Annotated in this window: 19 protein-coding genes and 3 pseudogenes; 15 read left to right on the top strand and 7 right to left on the bottom strand. The window is 73.0% G+C overall.

Translation table 11 applies throughout. The features are described 5' to 3' along the window. Positions 1-104 precede the first annotated feature (104 nt). The 5 genes from AC069R_RS20950 to mscL all read left to right on the top strand — a co-directional run bounded on the left by AC069R_RS20950 (position 105) and on the right by mscL (position 4,342). Complete coding sequence (locus AC069R_RS20950; RefSeq protein WP_478768325.1) at positions 105-1,400, top strand: MFS transporter; 1,296 nt, start codon at positions 105-107, stop codon at positions 1,398-1,400. Between the two features lie 67 nt (positions 1,401-1,467). Next, on the top strand, positions 1,468-1,773 hold the full coding sequence (locus tag AC069R_RS20945) for an FmdB family zinc ribbon protein (protein ID WP_478768324.1): 306 nt from the start codon (positions 1,468-1,470) through the stop codon (positions 1,771-1,773). A 114-nt stretch (positions 1,774-1,887) separates the two neighbouring features. Beyond that, on the top strand, positions 1,888-2,721 hold the full coding sequence (locus AC069R_RS20940; protein WP_478768323.1) for an S-methyl-5'-thioadenosine phosphorylase: 834 nt from the start codon (positions 1,888-1,890) through the stop codon (positions 2,719-2,721). Between the two features lie 385 nt (positions 2,722-3,106). After that, the gene (locus tag AC069R_RS20935) at positions 3,107-3,745 is read left to right on the top strand and encodes a hypothetical protein (RefSeq protein ID WP_478768322.1); all 639 of its coding nucleotides are present in this window, start codon (positions 3,107-3,109) and stop codon (positions 3,743-3,745) included. 138 nt (positions 3,746-3,883) lie between these two features. Then, the gene (gene mscL, locus AC069R_RS20930; protein WP_397985497.1) at positions 3,884-4,342 is read left to right on the top strand and encodes a large conductance mechanosensitive channel protein MscL; all 459 of its coding nucleotides are present in this window, start codon (positions 3,884-3,886) and stop codon (positions 4,340-4,342) included. Between the two features lie 4 nt (positions 4,343-4,346). Here mscL and AC069R_RS20925 read toward each other — a convergent pair whose 3' ends face one another. After that, complete coding sequence (locus tag AC069R_RS20925; RefSeq protein ID WP_478768321.1) at positions 4,347-4,523, bottom strand: hypothetical protein; 177 nt, start codon at positions 4,521-4,523, stop codon at positions 4,347-4,349. A 94-nt stretch (positions 4,524-4,617) separates the two neighbouring features. Between AC069R_RS20925 and AC069R_RS20920 the strand changes: the two genes are divergently transcribed. The 4 genes from AC069R_RS20920 (at position 4,618) to AC069R_RS20905 (ending at position 9,334) form a co-directional block, all read left to right on the top strand. After that, complete coding sequence (locus tag AC069R_RS20920; protein WP_478768320.1) at positions 4,618-5,856, top strand: low temperature requirement protein A; 1,239 nt, start codon at positions 4,618-4,620, stop codon at positions 5,854-5,856. Positions 5,857-6,039: 183 nt separating this feature from the next. Continuing rightward, positions 6,040-7,065 carry a P1 family peptidase gene (locus AC069R_RS20915; protein WP_478768319.1) on the top strand — a complete coding sequence of 342 codons (1,026 nt, stop codon included), beginning with the start codon at positions 6,040-6,042 and terminating at the stop codon, positions 7,063-7,065. Positions 7,066-7,215: 150 nt separating this feature from the next. Next, the gene (locus AC069R_RS20910; RefSeq protein ID WP_478768318.1) at positions 7,216-8,430 is read left to right on the top strand and encodes a L,D-transpeptidase; all 1,215 of its coding nucleotides are present in this window, start codon (positions 7,216-7,218) and stop codon (positions 8,428-8,430) included. 157 nt (positions 8,431-8,587) lie between these two features. Next, entirely contained in the window at positions 8,588-9,334 is a 747-nt protein-coding gene (locus tag AC069R_RS20905) for a DUF6227 family protein (protein WP_478768317.1), read from the top strand. A gap of 41 nt (positions 9,335-9,375) precedes the next feature. On the opposite strand, the gene AC069R_RS20900 is transcribed toward AC069R_RS20905, so the two are convergent. After that, a complete protein-coding gene (locus AC069R_RS20900) occupies positions 9,376-9,624 on the bottom strand; it encodes a hypothetical protein (RefSeq protein WP_478768316.1) in 249 nt (82 codons plus the stop codon). 186 nt (positions 9,625-9,810) lie between these two features. Here AC069R_RS20900 and AC069R_RS20895 point away from each other — a divergent pair, with 186 nt between their 5' ends. Beyond that, a complete protein-coding gene (locus tag AC069R_RS20895) occupies positions 9,811-10,809 on the top strand; it encodes a helix-turn-helix transcriptional regulator (protein ID WP_478768315.1) in 999 nt (332 codons plus the stop codon). 959 nt (positions 10,810-11,768) lie between these two features. Here AC069R_RS20895 and AC069R_RS20890 read toward each other — a convergent pair. Then, positions 11,769-12,167 (bottom strand): annotated as a pseudogene (locus tag AC069R_RS20890) (TetR/AcrR family transcriptional regulator); the annotation flags it as partial. A gap of 266 nt (positions 12,168-12,433) precedes the next feature. Between AC069R_RS20890 and AC069R_RS20885 the strand changes: the two are divergent. After that, positions 12,434-13,068: pseudogene (locus AC069R_RS20885) on the top strand (GNAT family N-acetyltransferase). 453 nt (positions 13,069-13,521) lie between these two features. Here AC069R_RS20885 and AC069R_RS20880 read toward each other — a convergent pair. Beyond that, the gene (locus AC069R_RS20880; protein ID WP_478768314.1) at positions 13,522-14,520 is read right to left on the bottom strand and encodes a sigma-70 family RNA polymerase sigma factor; all 999 of its coding nucleotides are present in this window, start codon (positions 14,518-14,520) and stop codon (positions 13,522-13,524) included. Positions 14,521-14,714: 194 nt separating this feature from the next. On the opposite strand from AC069R_RS20880, the pseudogene AC069R_RS20875 reads away from it, so the two are divergent. Continuing rightward, positions 14,715-15,020: pseudogene (locus tag AC069R_RS20875) on the top strand (N-acetyltransferase family protein); the annotation flags it as partial. Positions 15,021-15,122: 102 nt separating this feature from the next. Here the strand turns inward: AC069R_RS20875 and AC069R_RS20870 are convergent. Further along, positions 15,123-15,923: a dioxygenase family protein gene (locus AC069R_RS20870; protein ID WP_478768313.1), complete on the bottom strand. Its 801-nt coding sequence runs from the start codon at positions 15,921-15,923 to the stop codon at positions 15,123-15,125. A gap of 121 nt (positions 15,924-16,044) precedes the next feature. Here AC069R_RS20870 and AC069R_RS20865 point away from each other — a divergent pair, with 121 nt between their 5' ends. Continuing rightward, the gene (locus tag AC069R_RS20865) at positions 16,045-16,554 is read left to right on the top strand and encodes a MarR family winged helix-turn-helix transcriptional regulator (protein ID WP_478768312.1); all 510 of its coding nucleotides are present in this window, start codon (positions 16,045-16,047) and stop codon (positions 16,552-16,554) included. A gap of 19 nt (positions 16,555-16,573) precedes the next feature. On the opposite strand, the gene AC069R_RS20860 is transcribed toward AC069R_RS20865, so the two are convergent. Both AC069R_RS20860 and AC069R_RS20855 read right to left on the bottom strand, forming a co-directional pair. Continuing rightward, entirely contained in the window at positions 16,574-18,109 is a 1,536-nt protein-coding gene (locus AC069R_RS20860; RefSeq protein ID WP_397985485.1) for an MFS transporter, read from the bottom strand. A 183-nt stretch (positions 18,110-18,292) separates the two neighbouring features. Beyond that, on the bottom strand, positions 18,293-18,952 hold the full coding sequence (locus tag AC069R_RS20855; protein ID WP_478768311.1) for a TetR/AcrR family transcriptional regulator: 660 nt from the start codon (positions 18,950-18,952) through the stop codon (positions 18,293-18,295). Positions 18,953-19,278: 326 nt separating this feature from the next. On the opposite strand from AC069R_RS20855, the gene AC069R_RS20850 reads away from it, so the two are divergent. Beyond that, a complete protein-coding gene (locus AC069R_RS20850) occupies positions 19,279-20,613 on the top strand; it encodes a M6 family metalloprotease domain-containing protein (protein ID WP_478768310.1) in 1,335 nt (444 codons plus the stop codon). A 378-nt stretch (positions 20,614-20,991) separates the two neighbouring features. After that, positions 20,992-22,152 carry an alpha-hydroxy-acid oxidizing protein gene (locus AC069R_RS20845; protein WP_478768309.1) on the top strand — a complete coding sequence of 387 codons (1,161 nt, stop codon included), beginning with the start codon at positions 20,992-20,994 and terminating at the stop codon, positions 22,150-22,152. Positions 22,153-22,219: the final 67 nt, after the last annotated feature.

The following is a 22,219-nucleotide window of genomic DNA, read 5'->3' as shown; positions in this document are numbered from 1 at the left end:
TGCCGTGGGCGCCGGTATCTACCGCAGTCCGCGCAAGAGGACAGCTCTCGGCGCCCGGACCCCACAGGGGACGCGCGCTACCAGGCGGCAGAAAGGCACGGGCCGTGGGATCCACGGTCAGCGACGAATCGGCGAAGACCTCGACGGCGTCCTCCCGCCCGGGATACGGACCGCTGCTGCGCACCCGCGGCGCCTGGACGTTCCTGCTCCCCGGCTTCGCGGCACGGCAGCCGTTCGCGATGCTCACCCTGTCCATCGTGCTGCTGGTGCAGCACACCACCGGCTCGTACGGCGCCGCCGGCGCCGCCGCGGCCGTAACCGGCGTCTCCATGGCGCTGTTCGCGCCCTACAGCGGGCGGCTGGCCGACCGCTACGGCCAGCGCGCCGTGCTGCTGCCCGGCGTCCTGGTGCACACCCTGTCCGGTCTGTCCCTGACCGCGCTCGCGCTGGCGCACGCCCCGCTGTGGGTGCTGTTCCTGGCGGCCGTGCCGACCGGCGCCTCGGTGCCGCAGGTCGGTCCCATGGTGCGGGCACGCTGGGGCGTCAAGCTCCAGGGCTCGCCCCTGATGGGCACCGCGGCCGCGTTCGAGTCGGTCACGGACGAGCTGACCTTCGTCTTCGGCCCGCTGCTCGCGACCGCCCTGTGCACCGCCGTCACCCCGGCGGCCGGTCTGCTCACCGAGGCGGGGCTCACCCTCGTGGGTGGTTTGCTGTTCGCCGCGCAGAAGAGCACGCAGCCGCCGGTGACGGCCAAGGGCGGGCCCGCGCGCGTGGAGCACGGCTCCGCGCTCCGGGTCCCCGGTGTGCGGGTGCTGATCGTGACCTTCCTCGGCATCGGCTCGGTCTTCGGCGGCATGCAGGTCTCCCTGGCCGCGTTCACCGAGTCCATCGGCGAACCCGGCCTGAACGGCGTCCTGTACGGCGTTTTCGCCGCCGGTAACATGCTGTCCGGGATCGTCTGCGGCGCGATCGTCTGGAAGACGGCGCCCCAGCGGCGCCTGCTCGTCGGCTACACGGCGCTCGCGCTGGCCGCCTCCGCGCTGTGGACGGCGCACTCGGTGCTGCTGCTCGCCGCGCTCGGCCTGCTGGTCGGCATGTGCATCGCGCCCTCGCTGATCACCGGCTACACGCTGGTCGAGGCCCTGGTCCCGGCCCGTGCCCGCACCGAGGCGTTCACCTGGCTGACCGGCGCGGTCGCGCTCGGCCAGGCGGCCGCGGTCACCATCGCGGGGCAGCTGGAGGACCGGCTGTGGGACGGCTCCGGATTCCTGGTGCCGATGGGCGGCACGGTGCTCGCCCTGCTGACCCTGGTGGCGCTGCGATCCGCGCTGGTCGCGCGCCGGGAGACGCAGACGGTGGCACGTGGCGTCGGTCACCGCGAGCCGGTGACGGTGGACTGATTCCCCGGAATACGTCACTATGGATCGTCGTTAGCACTCAATGAGTGAGAGTGCCAGGAGGAAGACAGTGCCGACCTACCAGTACCAGTGCACCGAGTGCGGCGAGGGCCTCGAGGCGGTGCAGAAGTTCACCGACGATGCCCTGACCGAGTGCCCCAGCTGCAACGGGCGCCTGAAGAAGGTGTTCTCCGCGGTCGGCATTGTCTTCAAGGGCTCCGGCTTCTACCGCAACGATTCCCGCGGCTCCACGTCGAGCAGCAGCCCGGCGACGAAGTCGTCCGGCTCGTCGGCGTCCGGCTCGTCCTCGGCCTCGTCCGACTCGAAGCCGTCCTCGGCGTCCACGTCGAGCTCGGCCGGCACGTCCGCCGCCTGAGGCCGTACGCCCCACCCCCTGTGACGCCCGCCCCGCCGTCCTGTGACGGCGGGGCCTTCGGCGTTCTCCGGCAGGGTCTCCTGCGCGGCATCACGGCCAGCTAATGTCTTGGCCATGGCGAACGCAGAGATCGGCGTAATCGGCGGCTCGGGCTTCTACTCGTTCCTCGACGATGTGACCGAGGTGCAAGTGGACACCCCCTACGGGCCGCCCAGCGACTCCCTGTTCCTCGGCGAGATCGCCGGCCGGCGGGTCGCCTTCCTGCCCCGGCACGGCCGCGGCCACCATCTGCCGCCGCACCGCATCAACTACCGCGCCAATCTGTGGGCGCTGCGTTCCGTCGGCGTCCGGCAGGTCCTCGGCCCCTGCGCGGTGGGCGGCCTGCGCGCCGAGTACGGCCCCGGCACGCTGCTGGTGCCGGACCAGTTCGTGGACCGTACGAAGTCCCGCGCCCAGTCCTACTTCGACGGGCTGCCGCTGCCCGACGGCACCGTGCCGAACGTCGTGCACGTGTCCCTGGCCGACCCCTACTGCCCCACCGGACGGGCCGTCGCGCTGAAGGCAGCCCGCGGCCGGGACTGGGAGCCGGTGGACGGCGGCACGCTGGTCGTGGTCGAGGGGCCGCGCTTCTCCACGCGCGCCGAGTCGCTGTGGCACCAGGCGCAGGGCTGGTCGGTCGTGGGCATGACCGGCCACCCCGAGGCGGCGCTCGCCCGCGAACTGGAGCTGTGCTACACCTCCCTGACCCTGGTCACCGACCTCGACGCGGGCGCCGAGACCGGCGAGGGCGTCTCCCATGAGGAGGTCCTCCAGGTGTTCGCGGCCAATGTGGCACGGCTGCGCGGGGTCCTCTTCGACGCGGTGGCCGCGCTGCCGGTCACCGCGGAGCGGGACTGCCTGTGCGTGAACGCGCTCGGCGGAATGGATCCGGGCTTCGAGCTGCCGTAGCGAGAGGGCGGGGAGGCGGGAGGCCGACGGGGCGGCGCAAACGCTGACGGGGCGGGGGGCCGACGGGTCCACGGGACGGCGGAGGCCGACGGCGAGCGGGGGCGGCGCAGGCTGACGGAGCGGCGGGGAGCCGACAGTCCCACGGGCCCACGGGCCCAGCGGAGGCTGATGGAGCGGCGGAGGCTGACGGGCCCCGGGGGGCGGTCAAGGCTGACGGGGCGGCGGGAGGCTGTGGACAAGTCGCCGCGAGCGGAGCGGAATTACCCGTTCGGGTGGGCGAGTTATCCACAACCGGGTGGTGGTCCACCGGCTCCGGCGGGATCCGGCGCGAGGCGTCATCGTGGGCAGCGCAAGCCGATGGCCCTCGTCACAGGCGGTGACCCCGATGCCTCTCCCCTTCCCCTCCCTCCCCTCCCTCTCCTCCCCCTCTTCGCCCTCCGCGCCCGTCCCCCGCGCCGCGTTCCCCCCTCCCCTGCGCCTGCCCCTCCCCCTGGGCACGGACGCGCCCGCGACCTGCGAGGTGCCGCCGTTCCCTCCGGTGCGGGTGCGCGGCGGGCGGTACCGGATGCAGCGGCTCGTACGGCACCGGGGCCGGGCGGTGGCGGCCGGCCTCGCGGTGACCGCGGCCGCGCTGGTCGCGGCAGGTCCGGGACCCTCGGCGCAAGCACACCGCCCCGAGGCGGCACCGCGCCCCGCCCGGTCCGCACGGGGACACCCGCCCGCGACTCCCCCGCGCCCACCCCGTCCGGCGGGCCCGGTCGCGGCGCCGGTGCGGATCGCCGACGCGGCCACGGTCCGGCTGCTGCGCCCCGGCGACCGGGTCGACGTGATCGCCGCGCAGGATCCGTCGGCCGGGGGCGGTGTCCGGGTGCTCGCGCGCGGAGTGCGGGTGACACGGGTGCCGGAGCCGGCCGACGGCGGGGCCGAGAGCGGTGCGCTGGTCGTGCTGGCGGTGCCGCGTGCTCTGGCACCGGGACTCGTCGGCGCGAGTGCCACAACTCGGCTGGCGGTGACGCTGTGCTGAACCGTGTCGGACTTTTTACCGGCGGCGCGCTGTCAAGTCCCTCCTTCGGGGGACCGGATTGGACAGTATGGCGGAACGGTGCCGTAGGTTGCGGAGCGTTTTGTTCCACGACTTGTGCATGCGAGGAGCGTCCCCGAGGTGAGCGCGAAGAAGGAACCGAGCGTCCTGCAAGGCTTCAAGGCCTTCCTGATGCGCGGCAATGTCATCGACCTGGCAGTGGCGGTCGTCATCGGCGCCGCCTTCACGAACATCGTCAACGCGCTGGTGAAGGGGATCATCAACCCGCTGGTCGGCGCGATCGGTACGCAGAACCTCGACAACTACAGCACCTGTCTGAGTCCCTCGTGCCACGGGACGCACGGCATCCAGCTGATGTGGGGTTCGGTCCTCGGCGCCGCGCTGTCCTTCCTGATCACCGCCACGGTGGTGTACTTCCTGATGGTCCTGCCGATGTCGAAGTACCTGGCCCGGCAGGCGGCCCGCAAGGCGGCGCGGGAGGGCACGAAGGAGGTCGTCGAGGTGTCCGAGCTGGAGGTGCTCAAGGAGATCCGCGACGCCCTGGTCGCCCAGCGCGGCACCGGGCACGACGACCACTAGCGCGTCAGAGGTGGTGGGGCGGCTTCTCGTCGAGGAAGCGCTTCAGGTCGGCGGCGCTGTCGCCGTCCGGCCGCTCGCCCCAGCCGCGGTCGGTGTCGTCCGAGGACTGCTGGTCCAGCGGATCGTCGAAGACCAGTGCGGGCTTCGGGGCACGCGGCTCGGGTGCGGGGGCGTCGCTCATGTGTCCAGGGTACGGCCCCCGTCCTGGTGGAACCCCGGCCGCCGGTGAGCGCCCGCGCAAGCCTCCCGCCCGGTTTTCTGCTGTGCTGAGAGGCATGACGCCCAGTTCCGTCCCGGCGCCCGCTGCTCCGGGCGCATCGCACCCCTCCGGCCCCGTGCGACGCCTCACCGCGCGCGGGCGCGACGAGGCCCACCGGGTCTCCTCCCCGCTGGAGCTCCTCTTCGACCTGTGTTTCGTCGTGGCGGTCTCCCAGGCGGGCGTGCAACTGGTGCACGCCGTCTCCGCGGGCCACCCCGGCACCGGAGTCCTCAACTACGCGATGGTGTTCTTCGCCATCTGGTGGGCCTGGATGAACTTCTCCTGGTTCGCCTCGGCGTACGACAACGACGACGTGCTCTACCGGGTCGTCACCCTGGTGCAGATCGCCGGCGTCCTGGTGCTGGCCGCCGGTGTCTCCCGCGCCTTCGAGCGGCACGACTTCACGCTGGTCTGGCTCGGCTATGTGATCATGCGCGTAGCCATGGCCTCCCAGTGGCTGAGAGCCGCGCGCACCGCCGAGGGCACGGAACGCAGAGCCGCGCTGCGCTACGCGGGCGGGGTGCTGCTGTGCCAGGTCGGCTGGGCCGGGCTGGTGGTGCTGCCGCAGGCGGCACGGCCCTGGCTGTTCCTGGTGATGGCGATCGCGGAGATGTGCGTGCCGCTGTTCGCCGAGCGGGACTACGAGACCTCGTGGCATCCGCACCACATCGCCGAGCGGTACGGACTGTTCACGATCATCGTGCTCGGCGAGACGATCGCCTCGGCCACGGTCGCCGTGAAGTCGGCCGTGGACGAGCACTCCGCGCTGGGCGAGCTGCTGCCGATCGCGGCGGGCGGGCTCCTGATCGTCTTCTCCGCCTGGTGGATCTACTTCGTGGTGCCCATCCACGGCCATCTGCGCTCCAACGGGCAGGCCTTCCAGTGGGGATACGGCCACTATCTGATCTTCTCCTCGGCCGCGGCGATCGGCGCGGGCCTGGAGGTGGCCGTGGAGGAGGCGGTCGGCTCGGCGCACATCTCCACGGCGGCCGCCTCGGCGGCGGTGACCCTGCCGACGGCGCTGTTTCTGCTGACCGTCTGGGCCCTGCACGCACGGCACTTCAAGGTCGGCATCGCCCAGCAGCTGGTGCTGCCGGTCGCCGCCCTGCTGGTGCTGTGCTGCACCTTCCTGGGCGGCTGGTCGGTGCTCGCGGCGGGCCTGGTGTGCGCGGCGGCGGTGGCGACCGGGGTGACCCTGACGGCCCGCATGGTCCGAAGGGAGCGCACGGCGAGCGCCGCGGCACCGGCCGGCTGAACCTCCGGTGAGTCGGTCGAACCCTCCGGCACGCAGGCTGAACCCCGGCGGGCCGGTCGAACCCTCCGGGCAGGCCGACTGACCCCCCGGCGGTCGGCTGAACCCTCCGGCAGGCCCGGCTGAACCCCCTGGCGCCCGGCTGAACCCTCTGTCCGTGGAAGGGGCTCCGGCAGACTGGCGGCCATGACAGTTGACGCGCTGACAGATGTCGCCGGGATCCGGGTCGGACACGCCACCCGGACCGGGGAGGGCCGGCTCACCGGGACCACCGTCGTGCTGGCACCCGAGGGCGGGGCCGTGGCCGCCGTGGACGTGCGCGGGGGCGGGCCCGGCACCAAGGAGACCGACGCGCTCGATCCCCGCAATGTGGTCCAGCGGGTCGACGCGATCGTGCTCACCGGGGGCAGCGCCTACGGGCTCGACGCGGCGTCCGGGGTGATGGCCTGGCTGGAGGAGCGGGGGCGGGGCGTGCGGGTGGGGCCCGACCCGGCGCATGTCGTGCCGGTGGTCCCCGCGGCGTGCGTCTTCGATCTGGGGCGCGGCGGTGACTTCCGGGCCCGCCCGGACGCCGCGACGGGCCGCACCGCGGTGGAGGCGGCCGCCGCGACCGCCGAGGGCGCCCCGGTGCCGCAGGGCTGCGTGGGCGCCGGCACCGGCGCGGCGACCGGCCGGCTCAAGGGCGGCGTGGGCAGTGCGAGCACGGTCCTCGCGTCGGGGATCACGGTCGCCGCCCTGGTGGTCGCGAACGCGGCGGGATCGGTGCTGGATGAGCGGACGGGGGTGCTGTACGGGGAGTTGTACGACGGGCGGGTGGACCACCCGGACGAGCGGGTGCACGAGGCCGCGCTGCGCCGCCTGGAGGAGACCGGCGCGGGTCGTACACCGCCGCCGCTGAACACGACGCTCGCGGTCGTCGCCACCGACGCCGACCTGACCAAGGCCCAGGCGCAGAAGCTGGCCGGCACCGCGCACGACGGCATCGCCCGTGCCGTCCGCCCGGTCCATCTGCTGCACGACGGCGACACGGTGTTCGCGCTGGCCACCGGCGCCCGTCCGCTCGCCGCCCACCCGCTCGCCCTCAACGAGCTGCTCGCGGCGGGCGCGGACCTGGTGACGCGGGCGATCGTCCGGGCGGTACGCGCGGCCGAGCCGGTCGACGGACCGGGCGGAGTGTGGCCGTCGTACGGGGAGTTGTACGGGCAGCAGTAGGGAAGCCGGGTCCGCGCCGGGTGCCGATTGTCGCGGTTGTGTCACGTCATGGCCTTACCAGGACTTGGGAGGAACCTGAGGGACTGTTTGCGCACTCTTTCTCGGCGCAGCGGAACGGACCACGCACACCACACGAACCTGGAGCAGCCCGTGACAAGGCCGGACATTGCAGCGCGGCGCACACTGGTGGCCTGTGCCGCCCTGATGGTCGGCGCCCTCACCCTGACCGCCTGCGGCGGCGACGCCAACGCCTCGAACAAGGGCGGCGGCAAGGACACCCCGAAGACCTCGACGGCGAAGATAGCGATCTCGGCGAAGGACGGCGCGACGGACGCGTCCGTCAACGCGACCGGGGTGAAGGTCAGCGACGGCACGCTGACCGACGTGAAGATGACCGTGTCGGGTTCGGGGCAGTCCGTGCCGGGCGCGATATCCGCGGACGGTCACAGCTGGCAGCCGAAGCAGCGCCTTGAGCTCGGCACCAAGTACCAGATAGCCGCGCGGGCGAAGGACTCGGAGGGGCGCCCGGCGGCGGCCAACGCCATTTTCAGCACGGTCGGTTCGGCGAACAGCTTCATCGGCACCTACACCCCGGACAACGGCAGCACGGTCGGTGTGGGCATGCCGGTGTCGTTCACCTTCAACAAGTCGATCAGCGACAAGAAGGCCGTGCAGTCGCACATCACGGTCGGCACCAGCAGCGGCCAGCAGGTGGTCGGGCACTGGTTCGGCGACCGCCGCCTGGACTTCCGGCCGAAGGACTACTGGAAGGCCGGCTCCAAGGTCACGATGAAGATCGACCTGGACCACGTGCAGGGCGCCCAGGGCCTGTACGGGGTGCAGAAGAAGACCGTCTCCTTCACCGTCGGCCGCTCGCAGGTCTCCACGGTCGACGCCGGGGCGCAGACGATGACCGTGGTGCGCGACGGCCAGACGCTCAAGACGGTGCCGATCTCCGCGGGCAGCGCGCAGCACACCACGTACAACGGGCAGATGGTGATCTCCGAGAAGTTCACCCAGACCCGGATGAACGGCTCGACGGTCGGCTTCGGCGGGGAGTACGACATCCCGGACGTGCCGCACGCGATGCGCCTGACCTCCTCGGGCACCTTCATCCACGGCAACTACTGGTACAACCGCGGCAATCCGCCCTTCGGCCGGCAGGGCACCAGCCACGGCTGCGTGGGTCTCGCCGATGTGCAGGGCGCGCAGGGCGACACCCCGGCGAAGTGGTTCTTCGACAACTCGCTCGTCGGCGACGTGGTGATCGTGAAGAACTCCCCGGACTCCACCGTGGCCCCGGACAACGGCCTCAATGGCTGGAACATGTCCTGGAGCGCCTGGACCGCCGGAAGCGCCGTCTGAGCGACGGGTTTTGACGGGTTTTGTGGCCGCGCGGGAACATCTCGCGCGGCCCGCGCGTTTTTCCGGTGTTCGTTTTCCCCATTCCCGGACACGACGTCCGATCGAGGGGCTACGGTATGCACCCACAAGGTGACATGCAGCAACGCCGGGAGATGCCTTGAGCGTTCCGTACGAGACGGCAGCGCCCGAACCAGCCGAGTCGCCCGAGTCGCCCGAGGACCACCTCGCGCGACTCCTCGGCCGCGCCCTGAACTCCTTCGAGCTGCCCGACGAGGTGATCCGGCGGCTCGACTGCGCGCTGGCGTACGACAGTTCGCTGCACTCCGCGCACCACAGCGCCGGGCTGCACCGGGAGACGTACCGGCACACCTGGCTGCTGGACGACGGCTCGGCGGTCACGCTGTGGGAGCTGGCGCACAACGCCACTGTGGACGGCGCCCCGGAACACGAGGTGTACACGGACGAGGAGGAGCTGCGGACGGCCACCTCCCGGCTCGGCTTACCCCCGGACGCGCCCGAGCTGGAGCTGACCCCGCCGGCCTGGCTGTGGGCGGTGCCCACCCCCCGGCATGTGTTCGCCTGCGGCGACTCCGCCGACCACGCCCGCCGGCTGCTGCGCCGCGCGGAGAACGCGGACCGTCCCGACGGCCGTACGGCCGCACTGCTGGCCACGGCGACGGCGCACGAGATCACCCAGGCCTTCGGCCGTCCGGGCCGGGCGGGCCGCTCGGGGCTGAGTTATGTGCTGTACGAGCACGCGTTCCTGCTGCCGGACGACAGCGAGGTCTCCCTGTGGGAGGTCGAGCACACGGCGACGCCGGACGGCCGCCATATGTGCGAGGTGTACCTGTCGGAGGACGCGGCCCGTTCCGCGATGGAGCGGCGCGCGACACGGCAGGGCTGACGGCGGGACCGCCGCCGGGCGGGCGCGCCGTGCCGGGTCGGTCAGCGGTGGCCGAGCTGTCGTATCAGCCCGGCGAAGGCGTCCTGTTCGGCCGGGGTCAGCTCCACCGACTCCCGCGGCGGGCCGGTCCGCTGGGCCGGGAGGAACGGCAGGCGGGTGGCCGCGAGTTCGCGGAGCGCCTGTGCGCGGAACCGGCGCAGCAGTCGCAGCACACCGATCGCCCAGACCACGCCGGCCAGGGTGAGGAAGACCGCGGCGACCAGCTGGAGAGTCGACAGATGCTCGGGCATACCCACCAGTACACACCACGGCGGGGCGCTTCGGGTCCGGACCGTGACGTATCTCGCAGGTGCCGTGAACAACACACACCGAACCAACCGGACCGACCGGACCAATGGGACGAACGCCGGCGGCGCGGTGAACGCCCGCCCCGAGTAGGTCAGGTACTGACCTGGTGCTGCGGCATCCTCGTACGTATGACGACCGCCACCCCGGCACGGCTGCTCCAGTTGCTCTCTCTCCTCCAGACGCCCCGTGAGTGGCCCGGCGGTGAGCTGGCCGAGCGGCTCGGGGTCTCGCGTCGTACCGTGCGGCGGGACATCGACCGGCTGCGTGAGCTGGGGTATCCGGTGGAGGCGACGCGGGGCGCGGACGGCGGGTACCGGCTGGTCGCGGGCAAGGCGATGCCGCCGCTGGTGCTGGACGACGAGGAGGCCGTCGCCATCGCGGTCGGGCTGCGGGCCGGCGCGGGGCACGCGGTGGCGGGGGTGGACGAGGCGTCGGTACGGGCCCTCGCCAAGCTGGAGCAGGTCCTGCCGGCCCGGCTGCGGCACCGGGTGTCCACCCTCCAGGCCGCGACCAGCCCGCTGCCCGTCGGGGACGGCGCCAGCATCCCGGCACAGACGCTGACCCTGCTGGCCGGCGCGGTGGCGGGGCGGGAGCGGCTGCGGTTCGCCTACCGGGACAAGGAGGGCGGCGCCTCCCGCCGGCTGACCGAGCCGCACCGGCTGGTGTCGACGGGGCGGCGCTGGTACCTGGTCGCGTACGACCTCGACCGCGCGGACTGGCGCACGTTCCGGGTGGACCGGGTGGGCGAGCCGTTCGCCACCGGAGTCCGGTTCGAGCAGCGGGAGTTGCCGGCGGGCGGCGCGGCGGAGTATCTGCGGCAGTCGATCCGGCAGTGGCAGGAGGCGTACGCGTTCGAGGTGCGGTTCGCCGCGCCGGCGGCTGAGGTCGCCGAGCGGCTCCCGGCGGCGCTCGGGGCGCTCGCGGACGACGGCGAGGGCGGCTGCGTCCTGGCGGGCAGCACCGGCGATCCCGTGGAGTGGCTGACGGTCCGGCTGGCGCTGACGGGGTACGAGTTCACCGTGCGGGCGCCGGATGAACTGATGGCGTGCGTCCGGGAGTTGGGGGGCCGGCTGAGCCGGGCCGGGGGCACGGAGCCCGCTCGACGGGAGGAGGCTAAGCCTCGGTGAAGGGGCTCAGCCCCGGTGAGGGGGCTCAGCTCAACCCCGGTGAAGGGGGCTCAACCCCGGTGAAGGGGGCTCAACCCCGGTGAAGGGGCTCAGCCCCGGTGAGGGGTCTCGGTACGCGCCGTCCAGTCGAAGCCGCCCAGGGCCCTGAGGTTGCGCAGGGCGAGGGCCGCGGGGCCGTCCGGGCCGGCGGGCGGGGAGGTGGTGGCGGCCCAGGACTGTACGGCGACGCGTACGGCACTGCCGGCGACGGCGGCGGCGAAGCGCAGGTCGGGGGTGATCACGGGGACCCCGAGCGCGGGCTCGGCCGTCTCCGCGCCGGGGGCCGGTGCCGCGGGGGCGGGCGGGGAGAGCGGGTCGGCGACGGCTCCCCCGGCGAGGGGATCGCGGGCGGCTCCGGATTCCCCGGCGCGGTCGGCCCCCGGCATCCCGGCGAACCGATCGCCGACGGCTCCGGATACCCCGGTGGCCGAGGCGCGGGTGACCCCCGGCCCCCCGGCACCATCGGCGCGGGCGGCTTCCCGCATCCCGGCGAGCGGATCGCCGACGGCTCCGGATACCCCGGCATCCGAGGCACGGGTGCCCCCCGGCCCCCCGGCACCCTCGGCGCGGGCGGCTTCCCGCATCCCGGCGAGCGTGACCCCCGGCTCCCCGGCACGTGCGGCGCGAGCGGTCTCCGGGGCGGCGGGCCGCGGTGTTCCGGCCGGAGTCGCCACGTCGGCGTCGGCGTCGGCGGCTCCCGGCTCCCCCGCGGACGGCTCACCCGGAAGCGCCCCGGCCGCCCCCTCCGGGACCCCACTCGCCCCCTCCAGAGCCTGCCCCGCCCCCTCCGGAACCCCACTCGCCCCCTCCAGAGCCTGCCCCGCCCCCTCCGGAACCCCACTCGCCCCCTCCGGAACCTGCCCCGCCCCCTCCGGAGCCCCGTCCGTCCCCTCCGCGCACGCCACTCCCCACCCCGGCGTTGCCAGCCGTCTCGCCAGGATCTCCGCCAGCGCCTCCTCCGAGGTCTGGCCCACCTCGGCCCAGACCTTGCGCAGGGCGGGGCTGGTGTCGGTCAGCCGGATCAGGGTGCGGACCCATTCCCAGGAGGCCGCCGAGACCCCGGCGCCGGGGGTGAGGGTGTGCTCGACGGCGTGTTCGAGGGCCTGCGGGACCGTGAGCCGGGCCGGGGCGGTGCGCACGGCCTCCGCCCAGCGCTGGGCACCGGCGGCGTAGAGGGGCGCGACCGCCTCCTCCTTGGTGGCGAAGTAGCGGTAGAAGGTGCGCGGCGCGATGCCCGCCCGCTGGGCGATGTCCTCGGCGCGGGTGGCCCGCAGGCCCTGGCGGACGAACAGGGCGGCCGCGGCGCGGGCGATCTCCATCCGCGTCTCGGCCTTCCGGCGCTCGGTGAGGGAGGGCACCGGCGCGGCGCCGGACGGTGACTGCGGGGTGGCGCCGGGGGTGGAGCGGGGGGCAGGACTGGGGGTGGTGCTCATTTCGGCAGGCTATGCCGGTGTGACAGAATCTGCCATCCGGCGGCTCACCCCGTGGTTCAGGTACGGGGTGGGCCGTCTCTCGCCTTCTTCGCCTCCCCCGTGCCGCTTCCAGCGTCGCACCGCCGGGGCGCTCCCGCGGAAGGAGACCGCACATGGGCCCCGTACCGGACGACGGTGACGGCGGCCCGCACGTCATCCGCGTACCCCGCCCAGCCCCTTCTTCCAGCCCCGCCCCCGCCCTCCTGCTGCGCCCCTGGCGGCCCGAGGACGCCGCCGGTCTGGTCGCCGTGTACCGGGACGCGGCCCTGCGGCGCTGGACGAGCGGGGCCGTGGACGACGAGGCGGGCGCACGCCGGTGGATCGAGGCGCAGCGGCACGGCTGGGAGACGGGCGAACGGTGTGCCTTCGCCGTGGTGGAGAAACCCGGCGCGTCCTCGTCCGGCCGCCAACTGCCTGCCGGTGACCGGGTGGTGGGCCATGTCGTCCTCAAGGGCCTGGGAGCGACGGGGAGTTCCGGGCGGGCCGAGGTCGGCTACTGGACCGCCGCGCACGCCCGTGGCCGCGGGGTCGCGTCCCGCGCGCTGGAGGCGCTGGCCGGCTGGGCGTTCACCGCCTTCGCCGGGGCGGGGCTCCAACGGCTGGAACTCCTGCACCAGTCGGACAACCCGCCTCCTGCCGGGTGGCGCGGAAATGCCGTTTCGACCCGGTGGGCGAGGTACCCGCGGCGCCGCCGGAGTTTCCTCTCGACGGCCATCTGCACGCGCGCGAGCGCCGCGGCGGGAGCTGACACCGTCGGGGCCGCGCACAGCGGATGGCAGGGGCGGCGGTCCGGCCGCCCGCCCGGCCGTGACGGAAAAGAAGCCGGGCTCCGGCGCCCGGGGGGGGTGGGCGCCGAAGCCCGGCTCTGGGAAGTCCCGGCGCCGGGGGGGATGTGCGCAGGGACCTGGCTCGCGTGGATCGGCCGCGGGTGCGTGGGGTCGGCCGGGTGCGGGTCGGTGTGTCCGGTGTGACGAGGTGGTTCGGCTGGTCCTGCGGGTGGCTCGGGATGGGGAGTGCGGCGTTCGTAGGGCCCCGCCGGCGGGCCCGGAGAGGTTGTTCCCTCGGGCCCGGCGGTTGAAGCGGCCGTGGGGCGCCATGTTTGCGCCGTCTTTCGCCACCCGGCGTACGCGGCCCCCGCCCCCTTGTTCCGCCGGCGCCGAGCCCTTGCACGCCCCCGTCCGCTCCCGGCTTCGCGCGAGGCTTACGCCGCCGCGTCGAACCCGGTGTCCCGCGCCAGCTTCTTCAGCTCCAGCAGGGCGTGCTTCTCGATCTGCCGGATGCGCTCGCGGGTCAGACCGTGCTCCTTGCCGACCTCGGTCAGGGTGCGCTCGCGGCCGTCCTCGATGCCGTAGCGCATCTTGATGATGGAGGCCGTGCGCTGGTCCAGGCGGCCGATCAGGTCGTCCAGTTCCTCGCTGCGCAGCAATGTCATCACGGACTGCTCGGGGCTGACCGCGGAGGTGTCCTCCAGCAGGTCGCCGAACTGGGTCTCGCCCTGGTCGTCCACCGACATGTTCAGCGAGACCGGGTCGCGGGCCCAGTCGAGGACGTCCGTGACGCGCTCCGGCGTGGAGCCCAGCTCCGCCGCGATCTCCGCGGGCTCCGGCTCGCGGCCGTGCTCCCGGTTGAACTCGCGCTGCACCCGGCGGATGCGGCCCAGCTCCTCCACCAGGTGGACGGGGAGCCGGATGGTGCGCGACTGGTCGGCGATGGAGCGGGTGATGGCCTGGCGGATCCACCAGGTGGCGTACGTGGAGAACTTGAAGCCCTTGCGGTAGTCGAACTTCTCGACGGCGCGCACCAGGCCCGCGTTGCCCTCCTGGATCAGGTCGAGCAGGGGCAGGCCGCTGCGCGGGTAGCGCCGGGCGACCGCGACGACCAGGCGGAGGTTGGAGCGGATGAAGACGTCCTTGGCCCGCTCGCCCGCGGCGACCAGGGCCTCCAGTTCCTCACGGGTGGCGTCCGAGGCGGTCTCCTCGAATCCGTCGAGAACCTGTCGCGCGAACACACCCGCCTCGATGGTCTGGGACAGCTCGACCTCCTTGGCGGCGTCGAGCAGCGGCGTGCGCGCTATCTCGTCGAGGTACATGCCGACCAGGTCGCGGTCCGCGATCTCGCCGCCATGTGCGCGAACACTGGTCGCCGAGCCGTCCGACTCCCCGGAGGCGGACTTACGACGGGCGACGGCACGGGTTGCCATGCGTGCTCCCTTGCGATGGTGGGCTGGCGGGTGGTCCTGCTGAACGCTCGGTACTCCGGAGGGTGGTCCTGGGGACCCTCCTCTGAGTGCCCTGCATCCGATGGAAACAACGACTGGAATCAGGACAGAATTCCCAACCCGCCCCTCAATTTTTCTGATCATGCAGTACCCTGTCTCGCCACATGGGAGGCGAGATGGCGTCCAAGCCCGCAGGAGTGCAGGTCAGGCCGGGAGTCGAGGGGGATCTCGATGCCCGCACGGAGGTCTACGACCACTCTGTGCGCGAGACGGCCATCACCTTCGACACCGTCCCGCTCACCCCGTGTGAGCGCCGCCCCTGGCTGCGCTCCCACCCACAAGACGGTCCGCACCGCCTGATGGTTGCCACCGGGACCGTCCCGGACACCGGCGCCGAGCGGATCCTCGGGTACGCCACCTCGGGCCCGCACCGGGCGCGGCCCGCGTACGCGACCTCCGTGGAGACCTCGGTGTACCCCGCCTAGCCGTCTCCAGGCGAAAGCCCCGGAGCCACCAGCCACCAGCCACCAGCCACCGAAGCCTCGGAACCCCCGGAGCCCCCGGAACCCCCGGAACCCCCGCCGCTACCCGAACTGCACCGACCGCTTCGCCAGCCCCATCCAGAACCCGTCGATCACCGATCTCCGCTCGTCCAGTCCGCCGCCCGCCTCCGCCGCGCCCATGGTGACGAACAGCGGGGCGAAGTGCTCGGTGCGCGGGTGGGCGTAGCGGCCAGCCGGGGCCTTGTCCCGGAAGTCGAGGAGGGCGTCCCAGTCGCGGTCCGCCAGGGCGCGCCGGCCCCAGTCGTCGAACTCGGCGGACCAGCTCGGCACGCCGGTGTGCCGCAGGGCGGCGAGGTTGTGGGTGAAGAACCCGGAGCCGATGATCAGCACGCCCTCGTCGCGCAGCGGGGCGAGCCTGCGGCCGATTTCCATGAGCCGCACCGGGTCGAGGGTGGGCATGGAGACCTGGAGGACGGGGACGTCGGCGTCCGGGTACATCTCGACGAGCGGAACGTAGGCGCCGTGGTCGAGGCCCCGGTCCGGGATGTCCTGGACGGGGGTGCCGGGGGCGCGCAGCAGTTTGCGGACCGAGGCGGCCAGCTCCGGCGCGCCGGGGGCGTCGTACCGGACCCGGTAGTAGCGCTCGGGGAAGCCCCAGAAGTCGTGGACCAGCGGGACGGTCCCGGTCACGCCGAGGGCGAGCGGGGCCTCCTCCCAGTGGGCGGAGACCATGAGGACGGCCTTCGGGCGGGGCAGCGCCGCGGCCCAGGCGGCGAGCTGGCCGGGCCAGACCGGGTCGTCGGCGAGCGGCGGGGCGCCGTGGCTGAGGTAGAGGGCGGGCATGCGCTCCCCAGAGGCGTGCTCCGCGGCGGCGACGGACATGACGGCGGCTCCCTTTCGTCCCGGCGAGACCGAGACCAGATGCTTTAACTCTCAAGCTTTATGGAAACACCGTACGTCCCATTAGTTCAAGTTTCAAAAAGACCTTTCGTAAAGTGGGTACATGAACACGGCACCGGACTCCGCCGCACCGCCCCGCTGGCTCACCCCCGAGGAACAGCGCGTCTGGCGCGCCTACCTGCACGCCACCACCCTGCTGGAGGACCACCTCGACCGGCAGCTGCAACGCGACGCGGGCATGCCGCACATCTACTACGGGCTGCTCGTCACGCTCGCCGAGGCCCCGAAGCGCCGGCTGCGGATGACCGAGCTGGCGATGAAGGCGAAGATCACCCGCTCCCGCCTCTCGCACGCCATCGCCCGGCTGGAGAAGAACGGCTGGGTACGCCGCGAGAACTGCCCCTCGGACAAGCGCGGCCAGTTCGCGGTGCTCACCGAGGAGGGCGCGGCCGTGCTCGGCCGTACCGCGCCGGGCCATGTGACCGCCGTACGCCAGGCCCTGTTCGACCGGCTCAGCCCGGAACAGCAGAAGGCCCTCGGCGAGATCATGCAGATCGTCGCCGAGGGCCTGCAGCCGGACGAGGAGGGCGCGGACCTCCCCTGGCTCCGCTAACTCACCGGGTCCACGCGATTCAGTGGGCCACCACCGGCACCGGCACCTCTTCCTCGGCGCCCGCGCCGGAGGCCACCGGGACGGAGCCCGGACGGCCGGCGTTGACGAAGGTGAAGGCGATCAGCGCGGCGACGCCCAGGATGCCGACGGCGAAGGCGATCGCCGTGCTGTAGCCGTGCACCATGCTCTGGAGCGCCACCAGCTGCTGCTGCGGCCTGGTGGTGGCACCGGCGATGTGGTCCTTGAGGTACGACGTCTTCGCGGACGCGGCGATGGTGTTCAGCAGCGCCGTGCCGATCGCGCCGCCCACCTGCTGGGAGGTGTTGACCATCGCGGAGGCGACACCGGCGTCCCGCGGCTCGACACCCTGGGTGGCCAGGGACATGGCCGGCATGAACGCCGTACCCATGCCGAGGCCCAGCAGCAGCATCGCGGGCAGCAGCAGGGTGGTGTACGACGAACCGATCTCCAGCCGGGTCAGCAGCAGCATGCCCAGACCCGCGACCAGGAAGCCGGGGCCCATCAGCAGGCGGGCGCGGACCCGCGTCATCAGCCGGGCGCCGATCTGGGTGGAGCCGGTGATCATGCCGGCGACCATCGGCAGGAACGCGAAACCGGTCTTGACCGGGGAGTACCCCTGCACGATCTGGAGGTAGTAGGTCAGGAACAGGAACAGGCCGAACATGCCGATGATGGCGAGGCCGAGGGAGAGGTAGATGCCGCCCCGGTTGCGGTCGCGGACCACGCGCAGCGGCAGCAGCGGGGCCTTGACCCGCGACTCGACCAGCACGAACGCCAGCAGCAGCACCGCGGAGGCCACGAACATCGACACGGTCACGGCGTCACCCCAGCCGTCGGACTCGGCGCGCGTGAAGCCGTAGACCAGCGCGACCAGGCCGAGGGTGGAGAGCAGGACGCCGGGGATGTCGAGCGGGGCGCGGTTGCGGCCGCCCTCCGGCTCGCGGATGACCAGGGTCGCGCCGAGCGCGGCGACGATGGCGAACGGCACGTTCACGAAGAACGTCCAGCGCCAGTCCAGGTACTCGGTGAGGAAGCCGCCGAGGATCAGGCCGACCGCGCCGCCGCCGCCCGCGATGGCGCCGTAGATGCCGAACGCCTTGGCGCGCTCCCTGGCGTCCGTGAACATCACGGCCAGCAGGGACAGCGCGGCCGGCGCGAGCAGCGCGCCGAAGACGCCCTGGAGGGCGCGGGCGCCGAACATCATCGGGCCCGAGACGGCGAGACCGCCGAGCGCGGAGGCCAGCGCGAAGCCGGTCAGACCGGTGAGGAAGGCGCGCCGGCGGCCCCACTTGTCGGCGATCCGGCCGCCGAACAGCAGCAGACCGCCGAAGGCGAGGGCGTAGGCCGTGACGACCCACTGCCGGTTGCCGTCGGATATGCCGAGGTCCTTCTGGGCCGAGGGCAGGGCGATGTTCACGATGGTCGAGTCGAGGACGACCATCAGCTGGGCGAGCGCGATGAAGACGAGCGCTTTCCAGCGGTTGGCGTCGCCGGATGGAGCGGCGACGCGGGGAGCCTTGAGGGCTTCGGACATGGAGGTACCCACTTCGGGACTTCGGGAGTTCACGAGTGCGGAGCTTCGTGACCAGGTGACGGAAAAATGACCAGAAAACGACAGTGAACGGAACGCGTCAGGAAATCGGACGACAAGAACGGCGAGAACGGCGAGAACGAGAACGGCGGATACAGCGGGTGGGGCGGGCGGGAGCGGTGCGGACTATGCGGCCGTACCGCACTGACGGAGTTCCCCGACGGTGACGGCGGTGCCCGGCAGCACGGAGCGCGCGGGGGCCCGCAGGCCGTCGAGGAGAAGCTGGAGGTGGCGGTGGACGAACCGGTCGCCCTGCGGGCAGCCGGTGCCGGCCGGGGGCCGGCTCAGCTGGGCCACGGCGACCATCAGATCGCCGACCCCGACGTCCGCGCGCAGCTGACCCGCCGTCACGGCCCGGCCCATGACCTCGGCCACGAGGCTCTCGACGCGCTCGCGGGCGGCCTCCAGGTCGGGGTGGTGGCGGTCGAAGGTGCTGGTGACCATCGGGCACAGCGCGCTGATCCGCTCGTCGGCGCAGGCGTGCACGAAGTGCTCCAGCGCGGCGAAGGCGTCCCCGGTCTTTGCGAGGGCCCCTTCGGCCGCCTCGGCCGTCCGGTCCATCACGGAGCAGACGACCTCGCGGACGAGGGCGTCGCGGTCGGGGAAGTTGCGGTACAGCGTGGCATTGCCGACGCCGGCCCGGCGGGCGATCTCGTCCAGCGGCACGTCCGGTCCGTGCTCGGTGAACATCTCGCGGGCGGCGGTGACGATCCGCTCCCGGTTGCGCAGGGCGTCGGCGCGGGGCCGGGTCGCCTTGCGCGGCGCGGGGTGGGTCGCGGTCGTCACGGTGTGCTCCTCGGTCGGTGCGGTGCGGGCGGGCTCTGCGGATGGGCTCTGACGATCCGGGGAGCCGGTCCCCGTTTCGGGCGAACACTCCTCCAAACGGGGAGAGGGTCCCCACTTATTTCCCGCGCGGGGAAAGAGCGCCTGTGAGCTGAGTCACATCCGCCGCGGAGCCGAATTCATCCTCCCGCGCCCGCACTTCCCACGATCGGTCCCGCCCTTCCCACGATCGGTCTCGCCCAGCGCGCGCCCGCCGGGGCCCCGGCACAGGGTGATCGCAAGGGCGCAGCCGGAGACCGGGTGGCTGCCGTGGAGCGAAGGGTCCGTGCATGCAGCCGCAGCCGCAGTCGCCCCGCCGCATATCCCCCGACCAGGACCCCAGCGGTATATCCGGCCGCCGCATACCCGGCCGCCGCATACCCTCGCGCCGGCTGGCCGCTCTCGCCGCGGTGACCGCGCTGACCCTCGCGATCAGCACCTCCGCCGGGACCACCCGCCTCACGGCGCCCTCCACCGCCGGGCCGGCCGGACTGGCCCGCTCCGGGGCCCTCTCCCCCTGCATGATCCACGGTGGCCCCGACGTCCAGATGACCGAGGGCGTGCCCACCCCGCACGGCTACGCCCGCTCCACCGGCACCGTGCACGCCCTGACCCTGATGGTCGACTTCTCCGACGCGCCCGGACAGGGCAGCGCGATGGACCGCTTCCACGAGTTCTTCCCGCGCACCCAGGACTGGTTCCGCACCTCCTCGTACGGCCGCCTGGACTACCGGCCCGAGACACCGGTGACCGACTGGCTGCGGATGCCCAAGCCGTTCAAGGCGTACGGCGTCGAACGCGGCGCGCCCTTCGACCCCGGCTACCGGCAACTGGTCCAGGACATCGTGGCCGCGGCCGATCCGAAGGTCGACTTCCGCGCGTACGACCTGCTGAACATCCTGGTCACCCCGAACGCCGGCCCGTCCGCGCTGGACACGGTGCTGTCGGTGACCTTCGCGGGGAACGCGGACGCGCCGGTGGCCGACGGGGTGCCGGTGGCCAACGCCTCGTTCATCTACTCCCGCCAGGACGACGGCTCCGGGTCCTTCCCGCGCACCGGCTACCGGGTCCTGCCGCACGAGAACGGCCACACCTTCGGCCTGCCCGACCTGTACACCCAGGACGGCGGGGGCGCGGTCGGGCACTGGGACATCATGAGCGAGGACTGGGGCGCCAACAACGACATGCTCGCCTGGGACAAGTGGAAACTGGGCTGGCTGGACGGCTCCCAGGTGGGCTGCGCGGCGAGGCCGGGCAGCGTGGAGTACTCGCTGACGCCGCTGTACAAGACCGGCGGCGGCAAACTGGTGATCATCCCGGTCGACGGCCACACGGCCTACGCCCTGGAGGTCCGGGCGCAGGGCGGCAACGACGAGGCGGTCTGCTGTCCCGGCGTCCTCATCTACAAGGTGGACGCCGGCGTGGACACCGGCCGGGGCCCCATCACCGTCTACGACGCCCACCGCGGCAGCGGCGGCTGCACCCGCAGCCCCAACGTCCAGGCCGAACTCTCCGACGCCCCCTTCACTCCGGGCCAGACCTTCAAGGACCCCCGGCACGGGATCGTGGTGCGGGTGACGGACGAGGACGACGGGACGTACCGGGTACGGGTGACACGGGCCTGACCCTGTCGGGGGGTGCGGGCGTGACCTGTGCGGCGGGGGTGGGCGGGGAGGCGCGGGCCTCAGTCGGGTGCCGGGGCCGGACGCGGGAGGCCCGGACCGGAGCCGTACACCGGGACCGGACACGGGAAGCACGGAACGGACCCGTACACCGAGAACGGACACGGGAAGCACGGAACGGACCCGTACACCGAGAACGGACACGGGAAGCACGGAACGGACCCGTACACCGGAAGCGCGGACCTCGCCCATGCGCCGGGACCGGACGCGAGAAACACGGACCCCACCCGTGCACCGAGAACGGACGCGTGGTTTCCCGGAGTCGGGCCCGCGCTGTAGGGTCCTGCGGCTCGCACGCGGCGGGCCGGAGCAGGAGGACCCATGGCGTTCGCCGACTACCAGAACGAGATCTACTTCGACGGCCTGCGCGGAGTGATACCGCGGCTGCCGATGACCTTCGCCGAACTGGAGCCGCCGGCCCTGGCCGCGCTGCCGCCCTCGGTGCGCTCGTACGTCGCGGGCGGCGCCGGGGACGAGCACACTCAGCGGGCCAACGTCGCCGCGTTCGAGGAGTGGGGCCTGATCCCGCGCATGCTGGTGGGGGCGAAGGACCGCGATCTGTCCGTCGAGCTGTTCGGCATGCGCCTGCCCTCCCCGCTGTTCATGGCCCCGGTCGGGGTGATCGGCCTGTGCGCCCAGGACGGGCACGGCGATCTGGCCACCGCCCGCGCCGCCGCCCGTACCGGCGTGCCGATGGTCGCCTCCACCCTGTCCGTGGACCCGATGGAGGAGGTGGCCGCGGAGTTCGGCGACACCCCCGGCTTCTTCCAGCTCTACACCCCCACCGACCGGGAGCTGGCGGAGAGCCTGGTGCACCGCGCCGAGGCGGCCGGGTTCCAGGGCATCGTGGTCACCCTGGACACCTGGATCACCGGCTGGCGCCCCCGCGACCTGGCCGCGAGCAACTTCCCCCAGCTGCGCGGCCATTGCCTGGCCAACTACACCGGCGACCCGGTGTTCCGCTCCCGCCTCGCCAAGCCCCCCGAGGAGGACCCCTCGGCCGCGGTCCTGCACTGGGCGCTGACCTTCGGCAACCCCCTCACCTGGGCCGACCTGCCGTGGCTGCGGTCGCTCACCGATCTGCCGCTGATCCTCAAGGGCATCTGCCACCCGGACGACGCCCGCCGCGCCAGGGACGCGGGGGTGGACGGCATCTACTGCTCCAACCACGGCGGCCGTCAGGCCAACGGGGGCCTGCCCGCGCTGCACTGCCTGCCCGGTGTGGTCGAGGCCGCCGGTGACCTGCCCGTCCTCTTCGACTCCGGCGTCCGCTCCGGCTCCGACATCGTCAAGGCCCTCGCCCTGGGCGCGCGGGCCGTCGGCGTCGGCCGTCCCTACGCCTACGGCCTCGCCCTGGACGGCACCGACGGCATCGTGCACGTGCTGCGCGCCCTGCTCGCCGAGGCCGACCTCCTCATGGCCGTCGACGGCTACCCGACCCTGGCCGACCTCACCCCCGACGCCCTGCGCCGGCTGCGCTGAACCCGCGATCCGCGCGCGCCACCGCCCCGCCGCACGGTGTGCGCGGCGGGGCGGTGGCGCGGTGAAC

The organism is Streptomyces sp. NPDC043952 (assembly GCF_056435325.1).
This window is presented reverse-complemented; position numbering and strand designations above follow the sequence as displayed.